Origin of the sequence: Brachybacterium sp. AOP3-A1-3, assembly GCF_052378285.1 — a bacterium.
In the GTDB taxonomy this organism is placed as follows: Bacteria; Actinomycetota; Actinomycetes; order Actinomycetales; family Dermabacteraceae; genus Brachybacterium.
The window spans coordinates 175031-190709 of the sequence record NZ_JBQSXM010000005.1 but is presented as its reverse complement, the minus strand read 5'-3'; the positions used below and the strand labels follow the sequence as shown (position 1 = coordinate 190709).

15 protein-coding genes are annotated in these 15679 nt (G+C 70.6%); 5 read left to right on the top strand and 10 right to left on the bottom strand.

Features of this window, described 5'->3' with window-relative positions; all coding sequences use genetic code 11:
- Window positions 1-51 precede the first annotated feature (51 nt).
- A complete protein-coding gene (locus tag ACT3T5_RS09770; protein ID WP_444576616.1) occupies window positions 52-741 on the top strand; it encodes an MBL fold metallo-hydrolase in 690 nt (229 codons plus the stop codon).
- Window positions 738-2480 (top strand): bifunctional 3'-5' exonuclease/DNA polymerase, encoded by a 1743-nt coding sequence (locus ACT3T5_RS09765; protein WP_444576615.1) that lies wholly within the window; start codon window positions 738-740, stop codon window positions 2478-2480. Before ACT3T5_RS09770 ends, ACT3T5_RS09765 begins: the two co-directional genes overlap by 4 nt.
- Before the next feature lie 126 nt (window positions 2481-2606).
- Here the strand turns inward: ACT3T5_RS09765 and ACT3T5_RS09760 are convergent, their stop codons facing one another.
- Both ACT3T5_RS09760 and ACT3T5_RS09755 read right to left on the bottom strand, forming a co-directional pair.
- Window positions 2607-3170, bottom strand: a complete 564-nt coding sequence (locus ACT3T5_RS09760) for a hypothetical protein (protein WP_444576614.1) — start codon at window positions 3168-3170, stop codon at window positions 2607-2609.
- Between the two features lie 229 nt (window positions 3171-3399).
- The gene (locus tag ACT3T5_RS09755) at window positions 3400-3900 is read right to left on the bottom strand and encodes a GNAT family N-acetyltransferase (protein ID WP_444576613.1); all 501 of its coding nucleotides are present in this window, start codon (window positions 3898-3900) and stop codon (window positions 3400-3402) included.
- 102 nt (window positions 3901-4002) lie between these two features.
- Here ACT3T5_RS09755 and ACT3T5_RS09750 point away from each other — a divergent pair, with 102 nt between their 5' ends.
- Both ACT3T5_RS09750 and ACT3T5_RS09745 read left to right on the top strand, forming a co-directional pair.
- The gene (locus tag ACT3T5_RS09750) at window positions 4003-4518 is read left to right on the top strand and encodes a pyrimidine dimer DNA glycosylase/endonuclease V (protein ID WP_444576612.1); all 516 of its coding nucleotides are present in this window, start codon (window positions 4003-4005) and stop codon (window positions 4516-4518) included.
- Between the two features lie 88 nt (window positions 4519-4606).
- The gene (locus ACT3T5_RS09745) at window positions 4607-5086 is read left to right on the top strand and encodes a hypothetical protein (RefSeq protein WP_444576611.1); all 480 of its coding nucleotides are present in this window, start codon (window positions 4607-4609) and stop codon (window positions 5084-5086) included.
- A 19-nt stretch (window positions 5087-5105) separates the two neighbouring features.
- On the opposite strand, the gene ACT3T5_RS09740 is transcribed toward ACT3T5_RS09745, so the two are convergent.
- From ACT3T5_RS09740 to coaE, 3 genes are all read right to left on the bottom strand, one after another.
- On the bottom strand, window positions 5106-6821 hold the full coding sequence (locus ACT3T5_RS09740) for an ABC transporter ATP-binding protein (RefSeq protein WP_444576610.1): 1716 nt from the start codon (window positions 6819-6821) through the stop codon (window positions 5106-5108).
- Between the two features lie 113 nt (window positions 6822-6934).
- Window positions 6935-9037, bottom strand: coding sequence for an excinuclease ABC subunit UvrB (gene uvrB / locus ACT3T5_RS09735; protein WP_444576609.1), 2103 nt, complete (start codon window positions 9035-9037; stop codon window positions 6935-6937).
- 125 nt (window positions 9038-9162) lie between these two features.
- Window positions 9163-9786 carry a dephospho-CoA kinase gene (gene coaE / locus ACT3T5_RS09730; protein WP_444576608.1) on the bottom strand — a complete coding sequence of 208 codons (624 nt, stop codon included), beginning with the start codon at window positions 9784-9786 and terminating at the stop codon, window positions 9163-9165.
- 109 nt (window positions 9787-9895) lie between these two features.
- Between coaE and ACT3T5_RS09725 the strand changes: the two genes are divergently transcribed.
- Window positions 9896-10876 (top strand): trimeric intracellular cation channel family protein, encoded by a 981-nt coding sequence (locus tag ACT3T5_RS09725; RefSeq protein ID WP_444576607.1) that lies wholly within the window; start codon window positions 9896-9898, stop codon window positions 10874-10876.
- 77 nt (window positions 10877-10953) lie between these two features.
- Here ACT3T5_RS09725 and aroD read toward each other — a convergent pair whose 3' ends face one another.
- From aroD to ACT3T5_RS09700, 5 genes are all read right to left on the bottom strand, one after another.
- Window positions 10954-11838 (bottom strand): type I 3-dehydroquinate dehydratase, encoded by an 885-nt coding sequence (gene aroD, locus ACT3T5_RS09720; protein WP_444576606.1) that lies wholly within the window; start codon window positions 11836-11838, stop codon window positions 10954-10956.
- Between the two features lie 11 nt (window positions 11839-11849).
- Complete coding sequence (aroB, locus tag ACT3T5_RS09715; protein WP_444576605.1) at window positions 11850-12932, bottom strand: 3-dehydroquinate synthase; 1083 nt, start codon at window positions 12930-12932, stop codon at window positions 11850-11852.
- A complete protein-coding gene (locus ACT3T5_RS09710) occupies window positions 12929-13474 on the bottom strand; it encodes a shikimate kinase (RefSeq protein ID WP_444576604.1) in 546 nt (181 codons plus the stop codon). The genes aroB and ACT3T5_RS09710 overlap by 4 nt, the downstream gene beginning before the upstream one ends.
- Window positions 13471-14721, bottom strand: a complete 1251-nt coding sequence (gene aroC, locus ACT3T5_RS09705; protein WP_444576603.1) for a chorismate synthase — start codon at window positions 14719-14721, stop codon at window positions 13471-13473. The genes ACT3T5_RS09710 and aroC overlap by 4 nt, the downstream gene beginning before the upstream one ends.
- 102 nt (window positions 14722-14823) lie before the next feature.
- On the bottom strand, window positions 14824-15654 hold the full coding sequence (locus ACT3T5_RS09700) for an HAD-IIA family hydrolase (protein ID WP_444576602.1): 831 nt from the start codon (window positions 15652-15654) through the stop codon (window positions 14824-14826).
- Between the last annotated feature and the right edge of the window lie 25 nt (window positions 15655-15679).

Sequence of the window (15679 nt, the reverse complement as noted above, 5' to 3'; positions counted from 1 at the left end):
CACGACGTTCGAACAGCTGTTCGCCGGAGACGAACGCGACATACTGGGGCCATGGACGAGAGCGAATACACCGGACACGTCGAACCCCATGGTGAGAGCGGCGTACGCACGCTGAAGGGCCTCCAGATCCGCAAGGCGTCGGTGGGACCGATGGACAACAACGCCTATCTGCTGACCTGTCGGTCGACGGGGGCGCAGCTCCTGATCGACGCCGCGGCGGAGCCCGACCGCCTGCGACGCCTGGTCGCCGAGGGCGCGGAGCACAACTGGCTCGATCTCATCGTCACCACGCACAGCCATCACGATCACGTGGGCGCGCTCGAGGAGCTGGCCGCCGCCACCGGGGCCCGCACCGCCGCGGGGGCGGAGGACGCGAAGGAGATCGTCGCGAAGATCGACCTGCCGCTCACCCACGGCCAGGTGCTCGAGTTCGGTGAGCAGTCGGTGCGGATCATCGCCCTGCGGGGCCACACCCCGGGCTCGGTCGCCGTGCTGTGGAGCGGGGTCGACGACGCCGGGGACCCCAGCCACCACCTCTTCACCGGGGACTCCCTCTTCCCCGGAGGAGTGGGCAACACGGGTGATGATCCGCAGCGCTTCACCCAGCTGCTCGACGACGTCGAACAGCGGATCTTCGCGGAGCTCCCGGACTCCACCTGGGTCTACCCCGGCCATGGCGACGACACCACGCTCGGTGAGCAGCGTCCCGCGCTCCCCCAGTGGCGCGAGCGGGGCTGGTGAGCACGGAGCCGTCCCCCGTCTGGTGCGTCGTCGGCCGGGGCACCGGCGGGCGCACCGCCCTCGTCGACCTCGACGCGCAGGGAGAGCGGATGGGCTCCCGCGAGGTCGAGCCCGCGCAGCTGGCCGACGCCGTCTCCCGGTGCGAGGCCGAGCACTCCCCCCGCTGGGTCTGGAGCGATACACCCACCTGGTACGCCCGTCTCCTCGCCGCGGGAGTGACGGTCGCCCGCTGTCACGACCTGCGCCTGATCCACGTGATCCTGCGCCACTCGCAGCTGGTCCGCGACGCCGAGGAGATCCGTGATGCGACCGCATGGGACGCTCCCCTCGATCTCCCGCTCGAGGACCGCACGGTCGGAGCGACCCTCTTCGACCTGGATGCGTCGTCGGCCCGGCGCGGAGGGGTCCCGCACGATATCGACGCGGCGCTCGCGGAGCTGGCCCGGCAGCTCGCCGCGATCGACGCCGCCACGGCTGCTTCCCGACTGCGACTGCTGGTCGCCGCCGAATCCGCGGGAGGTCTGATCGCGGCCGAGCTGCATGCGGCCGGGATCCCCTGGGACGTCGCCGAGCACGACCGGATCCTCACCGAGTCCTTGGGGCCGCGTCCCGCACCCGGCCATCCGCCCTCGAAGATGGTCGCCTCCGCCGCCGAGGTGCGCGCCGCGCTGGGCGACCCTCAGCTGGCGCTGGACTCGCCGCCCCGCCTGCTGCGCGCTCTGCATCGGGCGGAGATCGACGTCGAGTCCACCTCGAAGTGGGAGCTGACGCGCTACGACCATCCCGCGATCGAGCCGCTGCTGCGCTACAAGAAGCAGTCGCGCCTGCTCACCGCGAACGGCTGGGCGTGGATCGACGAATGGGTGCACGAGGGCCGTTATCGACCGGTGTACGTGCCGGGCGGGGTGGTCACCGGGCGCTGGGCCAGCAGCGGCGGCGGGGCCCTGCAGATCCCCCGTCAGCTGCGGCCGGCGCTGCGGGCCGACGAGGGCTGGCGTCTGGTCAGCGCCGACGTGGCCCAGCTGGAGCCGCGAGCGCTCGCGGCGATGGCCGCCGACGCGGCGATGGCCACCGCCGGCGCCGGCAAGGACCTGTACTCCGGCATCGTCGAGGCGGGGATCGTCGCTTCTCGGCAGGAGGCGAAGGTGGGGGTCCTCGGCGCGCTGTACGGCGGCACCACCGGGGACAGCGGCCGCGTCGTGCCGCGGCTGCGGCAGAACTTCCCCGACGCGATGGCCCTCGTCGACGGGGCCGCCGCGACCGGCGAGCGCGGCGGGACCGTGTCGACCTGGCTGGGACGCTCCTCCCCCGCACCCGAGACCGCGTGGACACAGGCGCAGACCAGTGCCTACCTCCCCGATTCGGCGGCCGGTGAGCAGGAGCGCGCGAGGCGCTCTGCCCGGGATCGCGGACGCTTCACCCGCAACTTCGTCGTGCAGGGCACCGCAGCGGAATGGGCTCTGTCGTGGCTGGCGGCGCTGCGCCTGGCCCTGGCCCGTTTCGAGCCGGTGGCCCCCGCGGCCGCGGCGCACGCGTCGGGCCCGGTGTTCGCCCGCCGCGCACACCTCGCGTTCTTCCTCCACGACGAGGTGATCGTGCACGCCCCGGCCCACCAGGCCGACGCCGCAGCCACCGCGATCCGAGAGGCGGCCGATGCCGCTGGTCGCCTGCTGTTCCCCGGCAGCCCGGTCGACTTCCCGTTGGACCTCACGATCACCGAGCGCTCCCCCGCGAAGTGACGGGCCGCGTCCTTCGCAGAGCTGCCCCGTCCTCTCCGCGGACGGTTCGCAGGAATTCTGCGCCCCGGGGAACCCCGGGTGACCCCGCACTATCTGCAACGCCCGTGGGCCGCCCGATCCGGCCGATCAGCTGCCGACGTGCGTGGCGTGCTCGGTCTCGTCGGTGTCCGATGCCGTGATCGCGACGGTGATCAGCCCGGTGCCCAACCCCATGAGCAGTCGCGGCGCCGGGACGCCCCGGGAGCGCAGGGCATCCTCGATCCGATGGTCCATCCAGATCCCGGCGGCGCTCGCTCCCGCGATGAGAACGCCGAGGCCGAGGGACAGCACGAGCCGGAAGCTCTGCGAGGCGGGTTCCCCGTCCCCGTCCTCGTCCCCGCGAGTGGGTCCTGCCGGTTCCCCCACCCCAACCGTCTCCCTCACCCCAGCCGTCTCCCCCACCGTCGCGGCATCCTCCCCCTCGCCGGCACCCTCCGCCGCGAACGGGGCGGTGCCAGCAGCGCTGGCCGCAGGCTGGTCAGACGCCCCGTAGGCGACGTGGGTCAGGACCGCGGTCAGCGCACCGGGGATGACGCAATAGGCGATCCGGAGGGGGCGCGGCAACCGGTGGAGCGGGATGGTGCCCAGTGCCGCCGCCGCCACACCTCCGACGGCGAGGGGAAGGATCTGGGTCTGTCGTGGTGCGCGCATCGCTCGGGTCACTCCTGGGGTCGGTTCCGTGGGACGACGCCGTCGCGGTGCTGTCTTCTGCGAGGTGGTCCTCCGCGTCGGGATGTCTGCGCCATCCGCGCCGTCGTCATCCCACGCCGTCGTCATCGCTGTGATGATCGACGGTATCGAAGGGGACGGCGTCACGACCCCGACGATCGGCTGGATCTCCTCACCCACCGAAGGGGGCCCCCGGAGTGGATCGTCGCCCTCACAGCTCGCGGACGTACACCTGCATGGACACGGGTTCGCCCTGCTCGTTGCTGCTCGGCACCTCATGCGACATGGTGAATCCCGCCTTCTCCGCGACGCGCACGGAGGCGACGTTCTCGGCCTCGCAGCGGATCACGGCGCGCTCCCCCGCCCCTTGTGCGCTGAGCTGCGCGCACAGCAGGTTCACCGCGTGCGCCGTGATCCCGTGTCCTCGCATCCACGGGGCGAGGGCATAGGCGATGTTCACGTCTCCGGGGCCGACGCCGTCCTGCGGATCGGCGTCGTGGTCGATGGAACCGACGCAGCGCCCGTCGGCCCGGATCGTGAAGGCACGCTTGGTGCTGCCGGCGGCCGCGCGCTCCTCCAGGAGCCGGACGTAACGGCGCGTGCCGTCGACGGTGCTCCGGCCGCCGGAGAACCAGCGCACCGTCTCCTCGTCCTCCGCCGCGACCAGGGCCTCGGCGTCCTCGACCGACAGGGGCTGCACGGTGATCTCCATCCAGCGATCATGCGGTGTCACCGCGAGGCACGTCCATCGAATACTGGTCCGCGACGCCCGATCACCTCGTCAGCCAGATGACGCATGCCGCATGCTTGGTCCATGCGTCTGTGGTCCCTGCACCCCCGTCACCTCGATCGCCCCGGCCTGACCGGCTGCTGGCGGGAGTCGTTGCTCGCGCAGGCGGTGCTCGCCGGGCGGACGACGGGATACCGCTCGCACCCGCAGCTCGAGCGGTTCCGTGCCCAGGTCGATCCGCTCGCCGCGGTCGGGGTCTACCTCGAAGCACTCGCCGCGGAGGCCACCGAGCGGGGATATCGCTTCGACCGCACCCGCATCGACCGACGACCGGCCGACGGCGCACCTGGCGATGGGGTGCCTGACGACGTCGTATCTGGCGACGTCGACCCGACAGGGCTCGGCGAACAGCCCACCGTCGGACGCATCCCTGTGTCCGAGGGACAGATCGCGCTGGAGTGGGATCATCTGCTGCTGAAGCTGTCAGCGCGGGATCCCGAGCGATGGGCGCGGGAGTCCGCCCGGACGGGGCCCGAGCTGCATCCGCTGTTCGTGGAGGTGCCGGGTGATGTCGAGTCCTGGGAGCGCGCCGGCAGATGACGCGGCGCTGGGGAGTCTTCCCCATCGGCTTCCGCGCACGATCCGCATAGCCTCCGAGCACAGGCATTCCACAGCAGGAGGAGGACCCATGAGCACGAGCACGAGCACCACGACGACCACCCGGGCGACCGGACGCCGCAGCCCCAGCACCCTGAGCACGCGCCGCGGCGTGCTGTTCCTCCTGCCGGTGACGACCCTGATCGCGGGGTGCGGGCTCCTCGAGGCTGTGGACCCGTCCCCGACCGTCACGCTCACCGTGGTCTCGAGCGGCTGGACCGGCTGGAGCACGGATCAGCCCGCGCCGGAATCCGCGACGGAGAGTGTCACGAAGGGATCCGAGTTCTCGCGTGAGGGCGACGGCGGCGAGCTCACCTTCACGGTGAAGGAGGTCGACGACGAGGAACTCACGCTGCGCACGAGCCGGCCGATGTCCGAACGCTCCGAGACCGGTGGGATCGACCTGACCACGGAGCAGAGGACCTTCACCGTCGCCGTCGGCGAGACCCTGGAGATCACGACCCCGACCATGGACGGCGGGACGACGTACGCGATCACCTACGAGGAATGATCCCTCGGCACGTGGTCCGTCACCGCTGTTCGGCGAAGATCGCGGCGAACCTGCCGTCGAGGGCGAGCAGCTCCTCGTAGGTCCCCTGCTCGGCGACCCGGCCCTCATCGATGACGTAGATCCGGTCCATCTCCTTGAGCGTCCAGGCACGGTGGGAGACGACGACCGTGATCCTGTGGTGCTTCGTCCGCTGCAGCTCGTGGAAGATCTCCTGCTCGGCCTCCGCGTCGATCGCCGAGGTCGGCTCGTCCAGCACCCAGACCGGGGCATCCCGGAGATAGATGCGTGCCAGCGCCAGCCGCTGCCATTGGCCTCCGGAGATGCCCACCCCTCCCCACTGCTCACCGAGCTGCTGATCCAGGCCGTCGGGCATGGCCTCGACCATGCCTTCCGCGTGAGCCGATCGCAGCGCGTTCCAGACCTCCTCGTCGGTCACGTCCTCTCGCGGCGACCCGAGACGCACTGCGTCGCGCACCGTCAGCTCGAAACGTCCGAACTCCTGGGTCAGCAACCCGAACCTCGCGAGCCGAGCGGCCTCGCTGAGGTCCGAGCAGCTCGACCCGTCCAGGAGGACCCGACCTTCCTGTGGTGTCACGAGTCCTAGCAGTGCGTTGACAGTCGTCGTCTTCCCGGCACCGTTCACCCCGACCAGCGCGACCACCTCGCCGAGTCGAGCCTCGATGCTCACGTCGGTGATCGCGTTCTCCCCTCGTCCGCTGTATCGATGCGAGAGATGTTCCCCCCGCATCTCACGAACCGCAGGAGCAACCGTATGCTTCCTGCTCGGTCTCTCGGCGGCGAGGAACTGATGGAGCCCCCGTGCAAGGGGAAGAGTCTCTATGGCGAGCCCGGCGTTCAACCCGGCCCCGGCGGACGCTGTCATCGCTGCCATGACCCCGTAGATGCCGGCCACGGCGGGTGACTCGAACTGCGCGCCGACGACGACGGACATGACTGCGCCTCCGAGGAGCAGTGCAGCGACGAGCCCGCTGAGGACGTTCCCGGTGATCTGTGGACGCATGGCTCGGGCCAAGATGGAGTCGACTGTCCTCCACCGATCAGCGACCATCTCCCCGATTCTCTCCGAGGTTCCCAGACCAGCGAGCTCGGTCGCCGAGCGTTGCCGGACGATGAGCTCTCGCAGATAGCGTTCCCGGTCGTAGTGCGGGCTGACCTGCTCCCACTGAGATTCCCAGACGCGCGAGAGATACCTGGAGTAGATCAGCGGCGGGATGAGTGCGATGAGGGTGAGCACGCCGGCAAGAGGGCTGAAGGTGAAGACGGCTGCGATCACTCCGATCGAGGACAGCAGAGCCATCAGCGCTTCCATGAACTGCTTGAAGGACCACGCGATGCCTTCACCGATGGCGCGGGAGTGGCGTTCCACCTGTGAGGCGACGGAGGAGTTCACCAGTTCGTCCGGTGCGATCCTCGAGGCTTCGCGGACGAGAGCAGAGTTCAGATCGGCCTGCAGTCGCTGTGCAGCGCGGTGCTGGAAGATCCCGCACATCGAAGATGCCGACGGCGTCAGTCCGACCACCAGGATCATGGCGAGGAGTAGTCCCGCCACGTCGCGAAGATGCTCCGCGTCGCCGAGAGCAGCGATCAGCTCGGCGATGAGAAGCACCTGCAGCGCAGGAACCGCGGCGAGCACGAGCGCCACCAACGTCGTGGAGACGACCATGACCGGAGCAGCAGCCAGGGCGCGCCGAGAGATCCATGCGATGGTCCGCACTGGCACTCCCCTGTCGACGTCGACCCGGTCGCCTCCACCGGCGGCCTCGTCGATCGTCCCACGTCACCCAGCTCGATGGGGCCGAACGGGGAGACCGCTCCAGGGGGCGGAGCCTAGGAGCGCTGGACCGCCCGCAGCTCCTTCTTGAGCTCCTGGACCTCGTCACGCAGGCGTGCGGCCTGCTCGAACTGGAGGTTCTCGGCGGCCTGGTGCATCTGCACCGTCATCTCGTCGATCATGCCGGTCAGGGAGCCGACGGGATCATCGCCGAGGTCGACCGTGCGGCCGTTGACGGCGTCGACCGCATTGGCCCGGGCGCGGTCGCGGGTGACCCGCTCCTTGCCGGAGCGGTAGTCGGTGGCCATCAGGGTGTCGGTGTCGATGTCCTCGCGGGCGAGCATGTCGGTGACGTCCGCGATGCGCTTGCGCAGCGGCGTCGGGTCGATGCCGTTCTCGGTGTTGTAGGCGACCTGGATCTCTCGGCGACGGTTGGTCTCGTCGATCGCGGACTGCATCGAGTCGGTGATCCGGTCGGCGTACATGTGCACCTGGCCGGAGACGTTGCGGGCGGCGCGGCCGATGGTCTGGATGAGCGAGGTGCGCGAGCGGAGGAAGCCCTCCTTGTCCGCGTCGAGGATCGCGACGAGCGACACCTCCGGGAGATCGAGCCCCTCACGCAGCAGGTTGATGCCCACCAGCACATCGAACTCACCCTTGCGCAGCTGGCGCAGCAGCTCGATGCGGCGCAGGGTGTCGACGTCCGAATGCAGGTACTGCACCCGCACCCCGTTCTCGAGCAGGAAGTCCGTGAGGTCCTCGGCCATGCGCTTGGTCAAGGTGGTCACCAGGACGCGCTCATCGCGCTGGACCCGCTTCTCGATCTCCTCGCGCAGATCGTCGATCTGGCCCTTGACCGGCTTCACGATCACCTCGGGATCGACCAGGCCCGTCGGCCGGATGATCTGTTCGACCACGCCGTTCGCCTTGCCGAGCTCATAGTCCGCGGGGGTCGCGGAGAGGTAGACCGTCTGGCCCGTGCGCTCGGTGAACTCCGAGAAGGTGAGCGGCCGGTTGTCCAACGCGCTGGGCAGGCGGAACCCGAAGTCGACGAGCGTGCGCTTGCGGGAGCGGTCGCCTTCGAACATCGCACCGATCTGCGGCACGGTCACATGGGACTCGTCGATGACCAGCAGGAAGTCCTCGGGGAAGTAGTCCATGAGGGTGTTCGGGGCGGTGCCGGGGTCACGGCCGTCGAGGTGCCGGGAGTAGTTCTCCACGCCGTTGGTCGAACCGACCTGGCGGAGCATCTCGAGGTCGTGCGTGGTGCGCATCCGCAGCCGCTGGGCCTCGAGGAGCTTGTTCTGGTGCTCGAGCTCCTCGAGCCGTTCGGCGAGCTCGACCTCGATGGTGCCGATCGCGCGGGAGAGCCGCTCGGGGCCGGCGACGTAGTGGGAGGCGGGGAAGATGTGGATGTGGTCCTCGGCGCGGATGACCTCACCCGTCATCGGGTGCAGCGTGTACAGCGCGTCGACCTCGTCACCGAAGAACTCGATGCGGATCGCGAGCTCCTCGTACATCGGGATGATCTCGACGGTGTCGCCGCGCACGCGGAAGGTGCCGCGCTCGAAGGCGACGTCGTTGCGGTCGTACTGCATGTCCACGAAGCGGTGCAGCAGCTCATCGCGGTCCAGCTGCTGGCCCACCTTCAGCTGCACCATCCGGTCCACGTACTCCTGCGGGGTGCCCAGGCCGTAGATGCAGGACACGGAGGAGACCACGACGACATCACGACGCGTGAGCAGGGAGTTGGTGGCGCTGTGCCGCAGCCGCTCCACCTCGGCGTTCACGGAGGAGTCCTTCTCGATGAAGGTGTCCGACTGCGGGACGTACGCCTCGGGCTGGTAGTAGTCGTAGTACGAGACGAAGTACTCCACCGCGTTGTTGGGCAGCAGATCCCGGAACTCGCTGGCCAGCTGCGCGGCGAGGGTCTTGTTGTGGGCCATCACCAGGGTGGGGCGCTGCACCTGCTCGATCAGCCAGGCCGTGGTCGCGGACTTGCCGGTACCGGTGGCGCCCAGCAGCACCACGTCCTGCTCGCCGTCGTTGATACGACGCGTGAGGTCCGCGATCGCCCTCGGCTGATCGCCCGAGGGCGAGTAGTCGGAGACGACCTCGAAAGGGTGCTCGGCGCGGACCAGATCAGTGATGGGACGCATGGGTCGAGCCTACGTCCCGGGTCGGACACCCGACAGATGACGGCCTGTGCGTCAGCGCACGGCGGAATCGTGCGTGCCCCCGGCGTCCTCCGGCATCCTCCGCCCCTCGCGGGGGATGCGCGAGGTCAGAGGGCGCCGACGAGGACGGCCAGGGCGTGCTGCGCGCGCTGCGCGAGGGCCTCCCGATCCGTCGTGTTGAGCACGAGGCGATCCGCCCGTCGGATCCGTTCGAGGTCGGTGACCTGGGCGGCCATGATCGACTCGACGTAGGCACGGTCCTTGGCGCGGTCGCGGACGACCCGCCGGATGCGGTCCTCCCGGCGGGCGAGCACGGCGACGACGGCGGCGTACTCCGCGTCGCGATCCTTCTCCAGCAGCAGGGGGCTGTCATGCACGACGAGCGCCTCGCCCGCCGCGGCCGCCTCCCGCTCCTCCTCGGCGACCGCGCGGTCGACGCGGGTGAGCACGATCGCCTCCAGATCGGCCCGGGCCTCGGCATCGGCGAAGACGAGGCCTGCCAGCGCCGCCCGGTCGATCGTCCCGCCGGAGGTGCGGAAGTGTTCCCCGAATCGCGCCACGGCCTCCTCGACCCCGTCACCGGGGATGTCGAGCACCGCCCGGGAGTGCGCATCGAGGTCGATCACGCGGTGTCCTGCGTCCCGCCAGAACGCCGCGACCGTCGACTTCCCGGAGCCGATGCCGCCGGTCAGGCCGATGCGAGGAAGGGTGGCACGAGCTGAGATCGTCATGCGCCGATCGTACGGGGCACCTGCCCCCCGACTGTTCGGTCGGCAGGTGGGTGCCCTCTCACGTCGTGCCGGATCCTCACGCGGCGTCGGGGCGGGCTACCGTCGTGGCGTGGACCCTCTCCAACTGCTCGTCACCAATGACTTCCTCCGCGTGCTGGACCTCATCGGGGTCTTCGTGATGGGTGTTGCCGCAGGTGCCCTCGCGTCGCGGCTGAACTTCGATGCCGTCGGCTTCGCGATCATCGGCATCGTCGCCGGTCTCGGCGGGGGCCTCGTGCGCGACCTGATCCTCGATTACGGCACGCCGGCCGCCTTCGACGGCCCCTGGTACCTGACCTGTGCGCTCGCCGGGTCGCTGTTCACCTTCGTGATCGCGGCCGACGGGCCCTGGTGGCGGGGCCTGGTCACCGTGCTGGACATCGCGGCGATGGCGCTGTGGGCGGCGACCGGCACGGCGAAGTCGATCGGCTACGGCCTGGATCCGCTGCCGGCGATCCTGCTCGGGGTGACCAGCGCCGTGGGCGGCGGCGTGATCCGCGATGTCCTCGTGGGCAGGATCCCCGCGATCTTCGGCGGCGGGCCGCTGTATGCGACGGGCGCCCTGGTCACCGCGATAGGCACCTGGGGCGTGACCGCCCTGGGTCTGCAGTCCCCGTATGTGCTGGTGGCCGTCGCCCTCGGCGCGCTCCTCGCCGGGCTCGCGGCCTGGCGGCGCTGGTCGCTGCCCGCGCATGGCGAGTGGCAGGTGACGATGTCCGCCTCCCAGGTCAAGGCCCTCGTGCGGCGCACGCGGCGCTCCGAGCGCGAGCGGGTCGCGATGGAGACCGGTGCGATCCCCGTGGTCGACGCCTCGGTCGACGATCTCGCCGACGACATCAGCTTCCTGGACGCCGATGCCGGTCAGTACGCCGAACGGGCGTTCGCCGACCACGACGGGGACGCCATCCGCTTCCCGGAGCCGGGGCTCGACGGGGGGCACGGACACGAACAGGGGGCCGGAGACGTCCCCCCTCGTGAAGCACGCCGCGCAGGCAGCGCGGACAGCTCGGACGCGGATGACCTCGGCGACGACCCGGACGACCCCCGCTGAGCGGACCCGCTCAGCGGGCAGCAGGGATCCGCACGTCAGGTCCCCAGGTCGCAACCGGCTCAGGGACGCAGCCGGGCTCAGGGGCGCAGGAGCTCGAGCATCCTGGCGACGTCGTCGGCCCCGAGCTGGCCCGGGGCGGAGGCCGCCCCGGCCGTGGCGAACGTCGCGGCGCTGCCGAAGGACTCTGCCGAGACCCGGCTGGCCACGCCGAGGGTTCCCATGCTGATCGCGATGTGGGGCCCCGTGCGCTCGGAGGCCACCGTCAGGCTCGCGGAGAGCAGCGTCAGCACGTCTCGGGCGGTCCTCGGGGTCACGGCGATCTTGGGGACGTCGACGCCGAGGCGGCGCTGGGAGCGCAGCAGCTCGGCGATCTCCGCCTCGTCCGGTGTGCCCTCGAGGTCGTGGAAGGAGCCGATCACGACCACGCCGTTGCGGTGCGCGGTCGTGATCACGCGCGCGACGATCTCAGGCGACCGCGACGTCTCGATGTCGATCATGTCGACCTGGGACTGGGTGCCGGCTCGCCGGGAGCCCATGAGCGCCTCCAGCAGCACGGCGAGATCGAGGTCGCGGATCCGCCGCTCTCCGCCCTCCGCTGCGGTGCGCACGGTCGCCAGCAGCGCCTTGTCGGGTCCCAGCTTGGCGCGCAGCGCCGGGAGGGTTGCGAGCACCACGTCGCGGTGGTCCTCGGAATCCTCCAGGTCCGGGCGGAAACGATCGATGCGCCATTCGATGATGCGTGCCGGGGTCTTCAGCGCGGCGTCGGCCTGGGCGAGCACGGCGTCGTGATCGTCGCCCACCAGCGGGACGATGATCTCGGGCCGTGCACGGCCGAGCTCGATGCCGCGCACCGTCGCAGTGATCGTGGTTCCCGTGGTCTCGGCGCCCGGGGTCTCGATGCCGGCGGGGCCGGTCGGGGCGCTGCCGGTCGCGCTGGGGTCGGTCGGGGTGCTGTCGGTCATGGTGTCCTCCGTCATTCTGCGGTGATGGCTGCGTAGGCGGACAGCAGCAGGGCGGGGTCGGGACCTTCCAGGCGGGACACCGAGCCGACCCGGTCCAGGACCACGAAGCGCAGGAGACCCGCCCGGGTCTTCTTGTCACGCTTCATGGCGTCCTCGAGCTTGGGCCACTGCCGGTCCCGGTACGTCGTGGGCAGGCCCAGCGAGGTGAGGATGCTGCGATGACGGTCGACGTCGGCCTCGGAGAGCTTGCCCGCAAGGTGCGAGAGCTCGGCGGCGAACATCATGCCGACGGAGACCGCCGCGCCATGGCGCCACTGGTAGCGCTCGTTGCGCTCGATGGCGTGGGCGAGGGTGTGGCCGTAGTTGAGGATCTCGCGGCGTCCCTGCTCGGTGAGGTCCTCGGAGACGACGTCGGCCTTGATGCGGATCTTGCGCTCGACGACTTCGCGGAAGGCGTCGGTGGTCACGTCGAGCACCGCGGCGGGGTCCGCCTCGATGATCTCCAGGATGCGCTCATCGGCGATGAACCCTCCCTTGACGACCTCGGCGAGCCCGGCGGCGATGTCGTGGGCACCGAGGGACTCGAGGACGTCGAGGTCGGCGAGCACCGCGATCGGCGGATGGAAGGCGCCGACGAGGTTCTTGCCCTCCGTGGTGTTGATCCCGGTCTTCCCGCCCACGGCGGCATCGACCATGCCCGCGACCGTGGTGGGGATCTGCAGCACGTCGATGCCGCGCAGCCAGGAGGCGGCGACGAAGCCGGCGAGATCCGTCGCGGCGCCGCCGCCGAGGCCGATGATGAGGTCGCCACGGCCGATCTCCGCCTGCCCGCACACGCCCCAGAGGAAGCCGGCGACCTGGGCGGTCTTGGCCTCCTCCCCGTCGGGGATCTCTGCGGCGAAGGCGTCGCGACCGGTGCCGGCGATGGTCGCGCGGATCTCCTCGGCGACATCGCGGAGACTGGGCTGATGGACGATGACGACGCGGCGGGTGCGCCCCGGGATCAGGTCGCCGACGTCGTGCATGATGCCGCGGCCGACGAGGACGTCGTAGCTGCCGACGGGGGTGGTCACGGGGATCACGGTGGTGCTCATGGATTCTCCTCCTCGGGCAGGGACAGCAGGTCCCTGCCCATCATGTCGGTGATGGCGCGCGCCACGGAGGCGGCGCTGCCGCGGCCGGTGTCGACGCTCCAGCGGGCGAGCTCGCGGTAGACGGGCCCTCGGGCACGGGCGAGCTCGCGCCAACGGACCATGGGGTCCGCGCCGCCGGCGAGCATCGGGCGCCCATGGCCCCGGCCGATGCGGCTGGTCGCCGTGCGCTCATCGATCTCGAGCAGCACGACGGGCCCGCCCCGCAGCCGCTCGCGCGAGGCGGGGTGCAGGGGCGCGCCCCCGCCGAGAGAGAGCACACCGCGGCAGGAGGCGAGGGCCCGCTCCAGCACCGCGGCCTCGAGCTCCCGGAAGCCTGCTTCGCCCTCGGTCTCGAAGATGGCCGGGATCGGGCGTCCCGCCTCGGCGACGATCATCGCGTCCAGGTCGTCGAAGGGCACGTCCAGACGGGTCGCGAGCTCCCGCCCGACGCTGGTCTTGCCGGCACCCATCGGGCCCAGCAGGATGACAGCGGGTCCGCTCACGAGGCGGCGCCCGAGCCACCGCCCACGATGCGGGACTGCAGCTCGACCGTCCCTGCCAGGTGCGCCCGGATCTCCTCGACGCTGTCGCCGCCGGTCTTCTCCAGCAGGGCGTCCACGAGGGTCAGCGCGACGACGGCCTCCGCGATCACCGCGGCGGGCGCGACCGCACAGGTGTCGGAGCGCTGGTGGTTGGCGCTGGACTGCTCACCGGTGGCGACATCGATCGTGCGCAGGGCGCGCGGCACCGTCGAGATCGGCTTCAGGGCGCCGCGCACGCGCAGCACCTGGCCGTTGGTCATGCCGCCCTCGAGCCCGCCCGCGCGGTTGCTGGCGCGCGGGATGGCCGTGCGGCTGTCGGCCTCACCGGCCGCGAGGATCTCGTCATGGGCGGCGGAACCGCGCCGGGCGGCGGTCGCGAACCCGTCACCGATCTCCACGGCCTTCATCGCCTGGATCGACATGATCGCCTGGGCGAGGCGACCGTCGAGCTTCCGATCCCACTGCGTGTGGGATCCCAGACCGACCGGGAGGCCGTAGGCGAGGACCTCGACGACGCCGCCGAGGGTGTCGCCGTCCGCCTTCGCGGAATCGACCTCGGCGACCATCGCGGCGGAGGTCTCCGGGTGGAAGCAGCGCAGCGGATCGGCGTCCAGAGCCTGATCGTCGTCCGGCGTCGGCAGGGGGGCGTCCTCCGGGACGCGCACCGGGCCGACGGACAGGGTGTGGGAGACCAGCCGGATACCGGCGGTCTGCTCCAGGATCGCGGCGGCGACGCGGCCCGCCACCACCCGGGCGGCGGTCTCGCGGGCGCTGGCCCGCTCGAGGATCGGGCGTGCTTCGTCGAACCCGTACTTGAGCATCCCGGAGAGATCGGCGTGCCCGGGTCGCGGGCGGGTCAGCGGGCGATTGCGGGCGATCTCCCGCTGGTCACCGGTCCCGGCATCGACGAGGAGGTCCTCAGGCTGCACGGGATCGGCGCTCATGACCTTCTCCCACTTCGGCCACTCGGAGTTCGCGATCTCGATCGCGAGCGGCGAGCCGAGGGTGAGCCCGTGCCGGAGCCCGCTGTGGACCGTCAGGACGTCCTGCTCGAACTTCTGCCGACTGCCGCGGCCGTGGCCGAGCCGCCGACGGGCGAGAGCCGTCTTCAGATCGTCACTGGTCAGCTCGATCCCGGCGGGAACGCCGTCGAGCAGGGAGATGAGGGAAGGGCCATGGGATTCCCCGGCCGTGAGCCAGCGCAACATACCGCTGATCCTCTCATGATGCGCTGGGCGCACGGACGGTCGTCCGCGCCGCACGGACGACGATCCTGGAGGTCCTCGTCACCTCGCGCAGTGCGCTCCGGTTCAGTCCTCCCCCAGCTCCACCGCCTCGGACGGCATCAGCTCCTCCACCAGGGGGACGACATCCGCGATGCCGTCCATGATCGCGGTGGGCCGGAACGGGTACAGAGGGATCTCGTCCTCCGTGGTGGATCCGGTCAGCACCAGCACGGACCGCATGCCGGCCTCGAGGCCCGACTTCACGTCGGTGTCCATCCGGTCACCGATCATCACGGACGTCTCGGAATGTGCGCCGATGCGGTTCAGCGCGGTGCGCATCATGAGCGGGTTCGGCTTGCCGATGTAGTACGGCTGGATCCCGGTGGCCGCGGTGATCATGGCCGCGACGGACCCGGTGGCGGGCAGCGGGCCCTCCGCGCTGGGGCCGCTGACGTCCGGATTGGTGGCGATGAACTTCGCGCCCTTGGTGATCAGGCGGATCGCCCGGGTGATCGACTCGAAGGAGTAGGTGCGGGTCTCCCCCAGCACCACGAACTCCACATCGGAGTCGGCGAGGATGAACCCCTCCTCGTGCATCGCGCTGGTCAGGCCCGCCTCACCGATCACGTAGGCCGACGAGCCGGGTGCCTGCTCCGCGAGGAAGCGTGCCGTGGCCATCGCGCTCGTCCAGATCGACTCCTCGGGGATGTCGATGCCGCTGCGCGAGAGGCGGGCTCGCAGGTCCCGGGGCGTGAAGATCGAGTTGTTCGTGAGAACCAGGAACGGACGGCCGAAACGCTGCAGGGCCGCGATGAAGTCGGCGGCGCCGGGCAGAGCGGACTGCTCATGGACGAGCACGCCGTCCATATCGGTCAGCCAGGAGTGGATCGGATGGTCATCGAGCGCGGTGGTCATGCCTCCAGTGTGCACCGAGAACGCC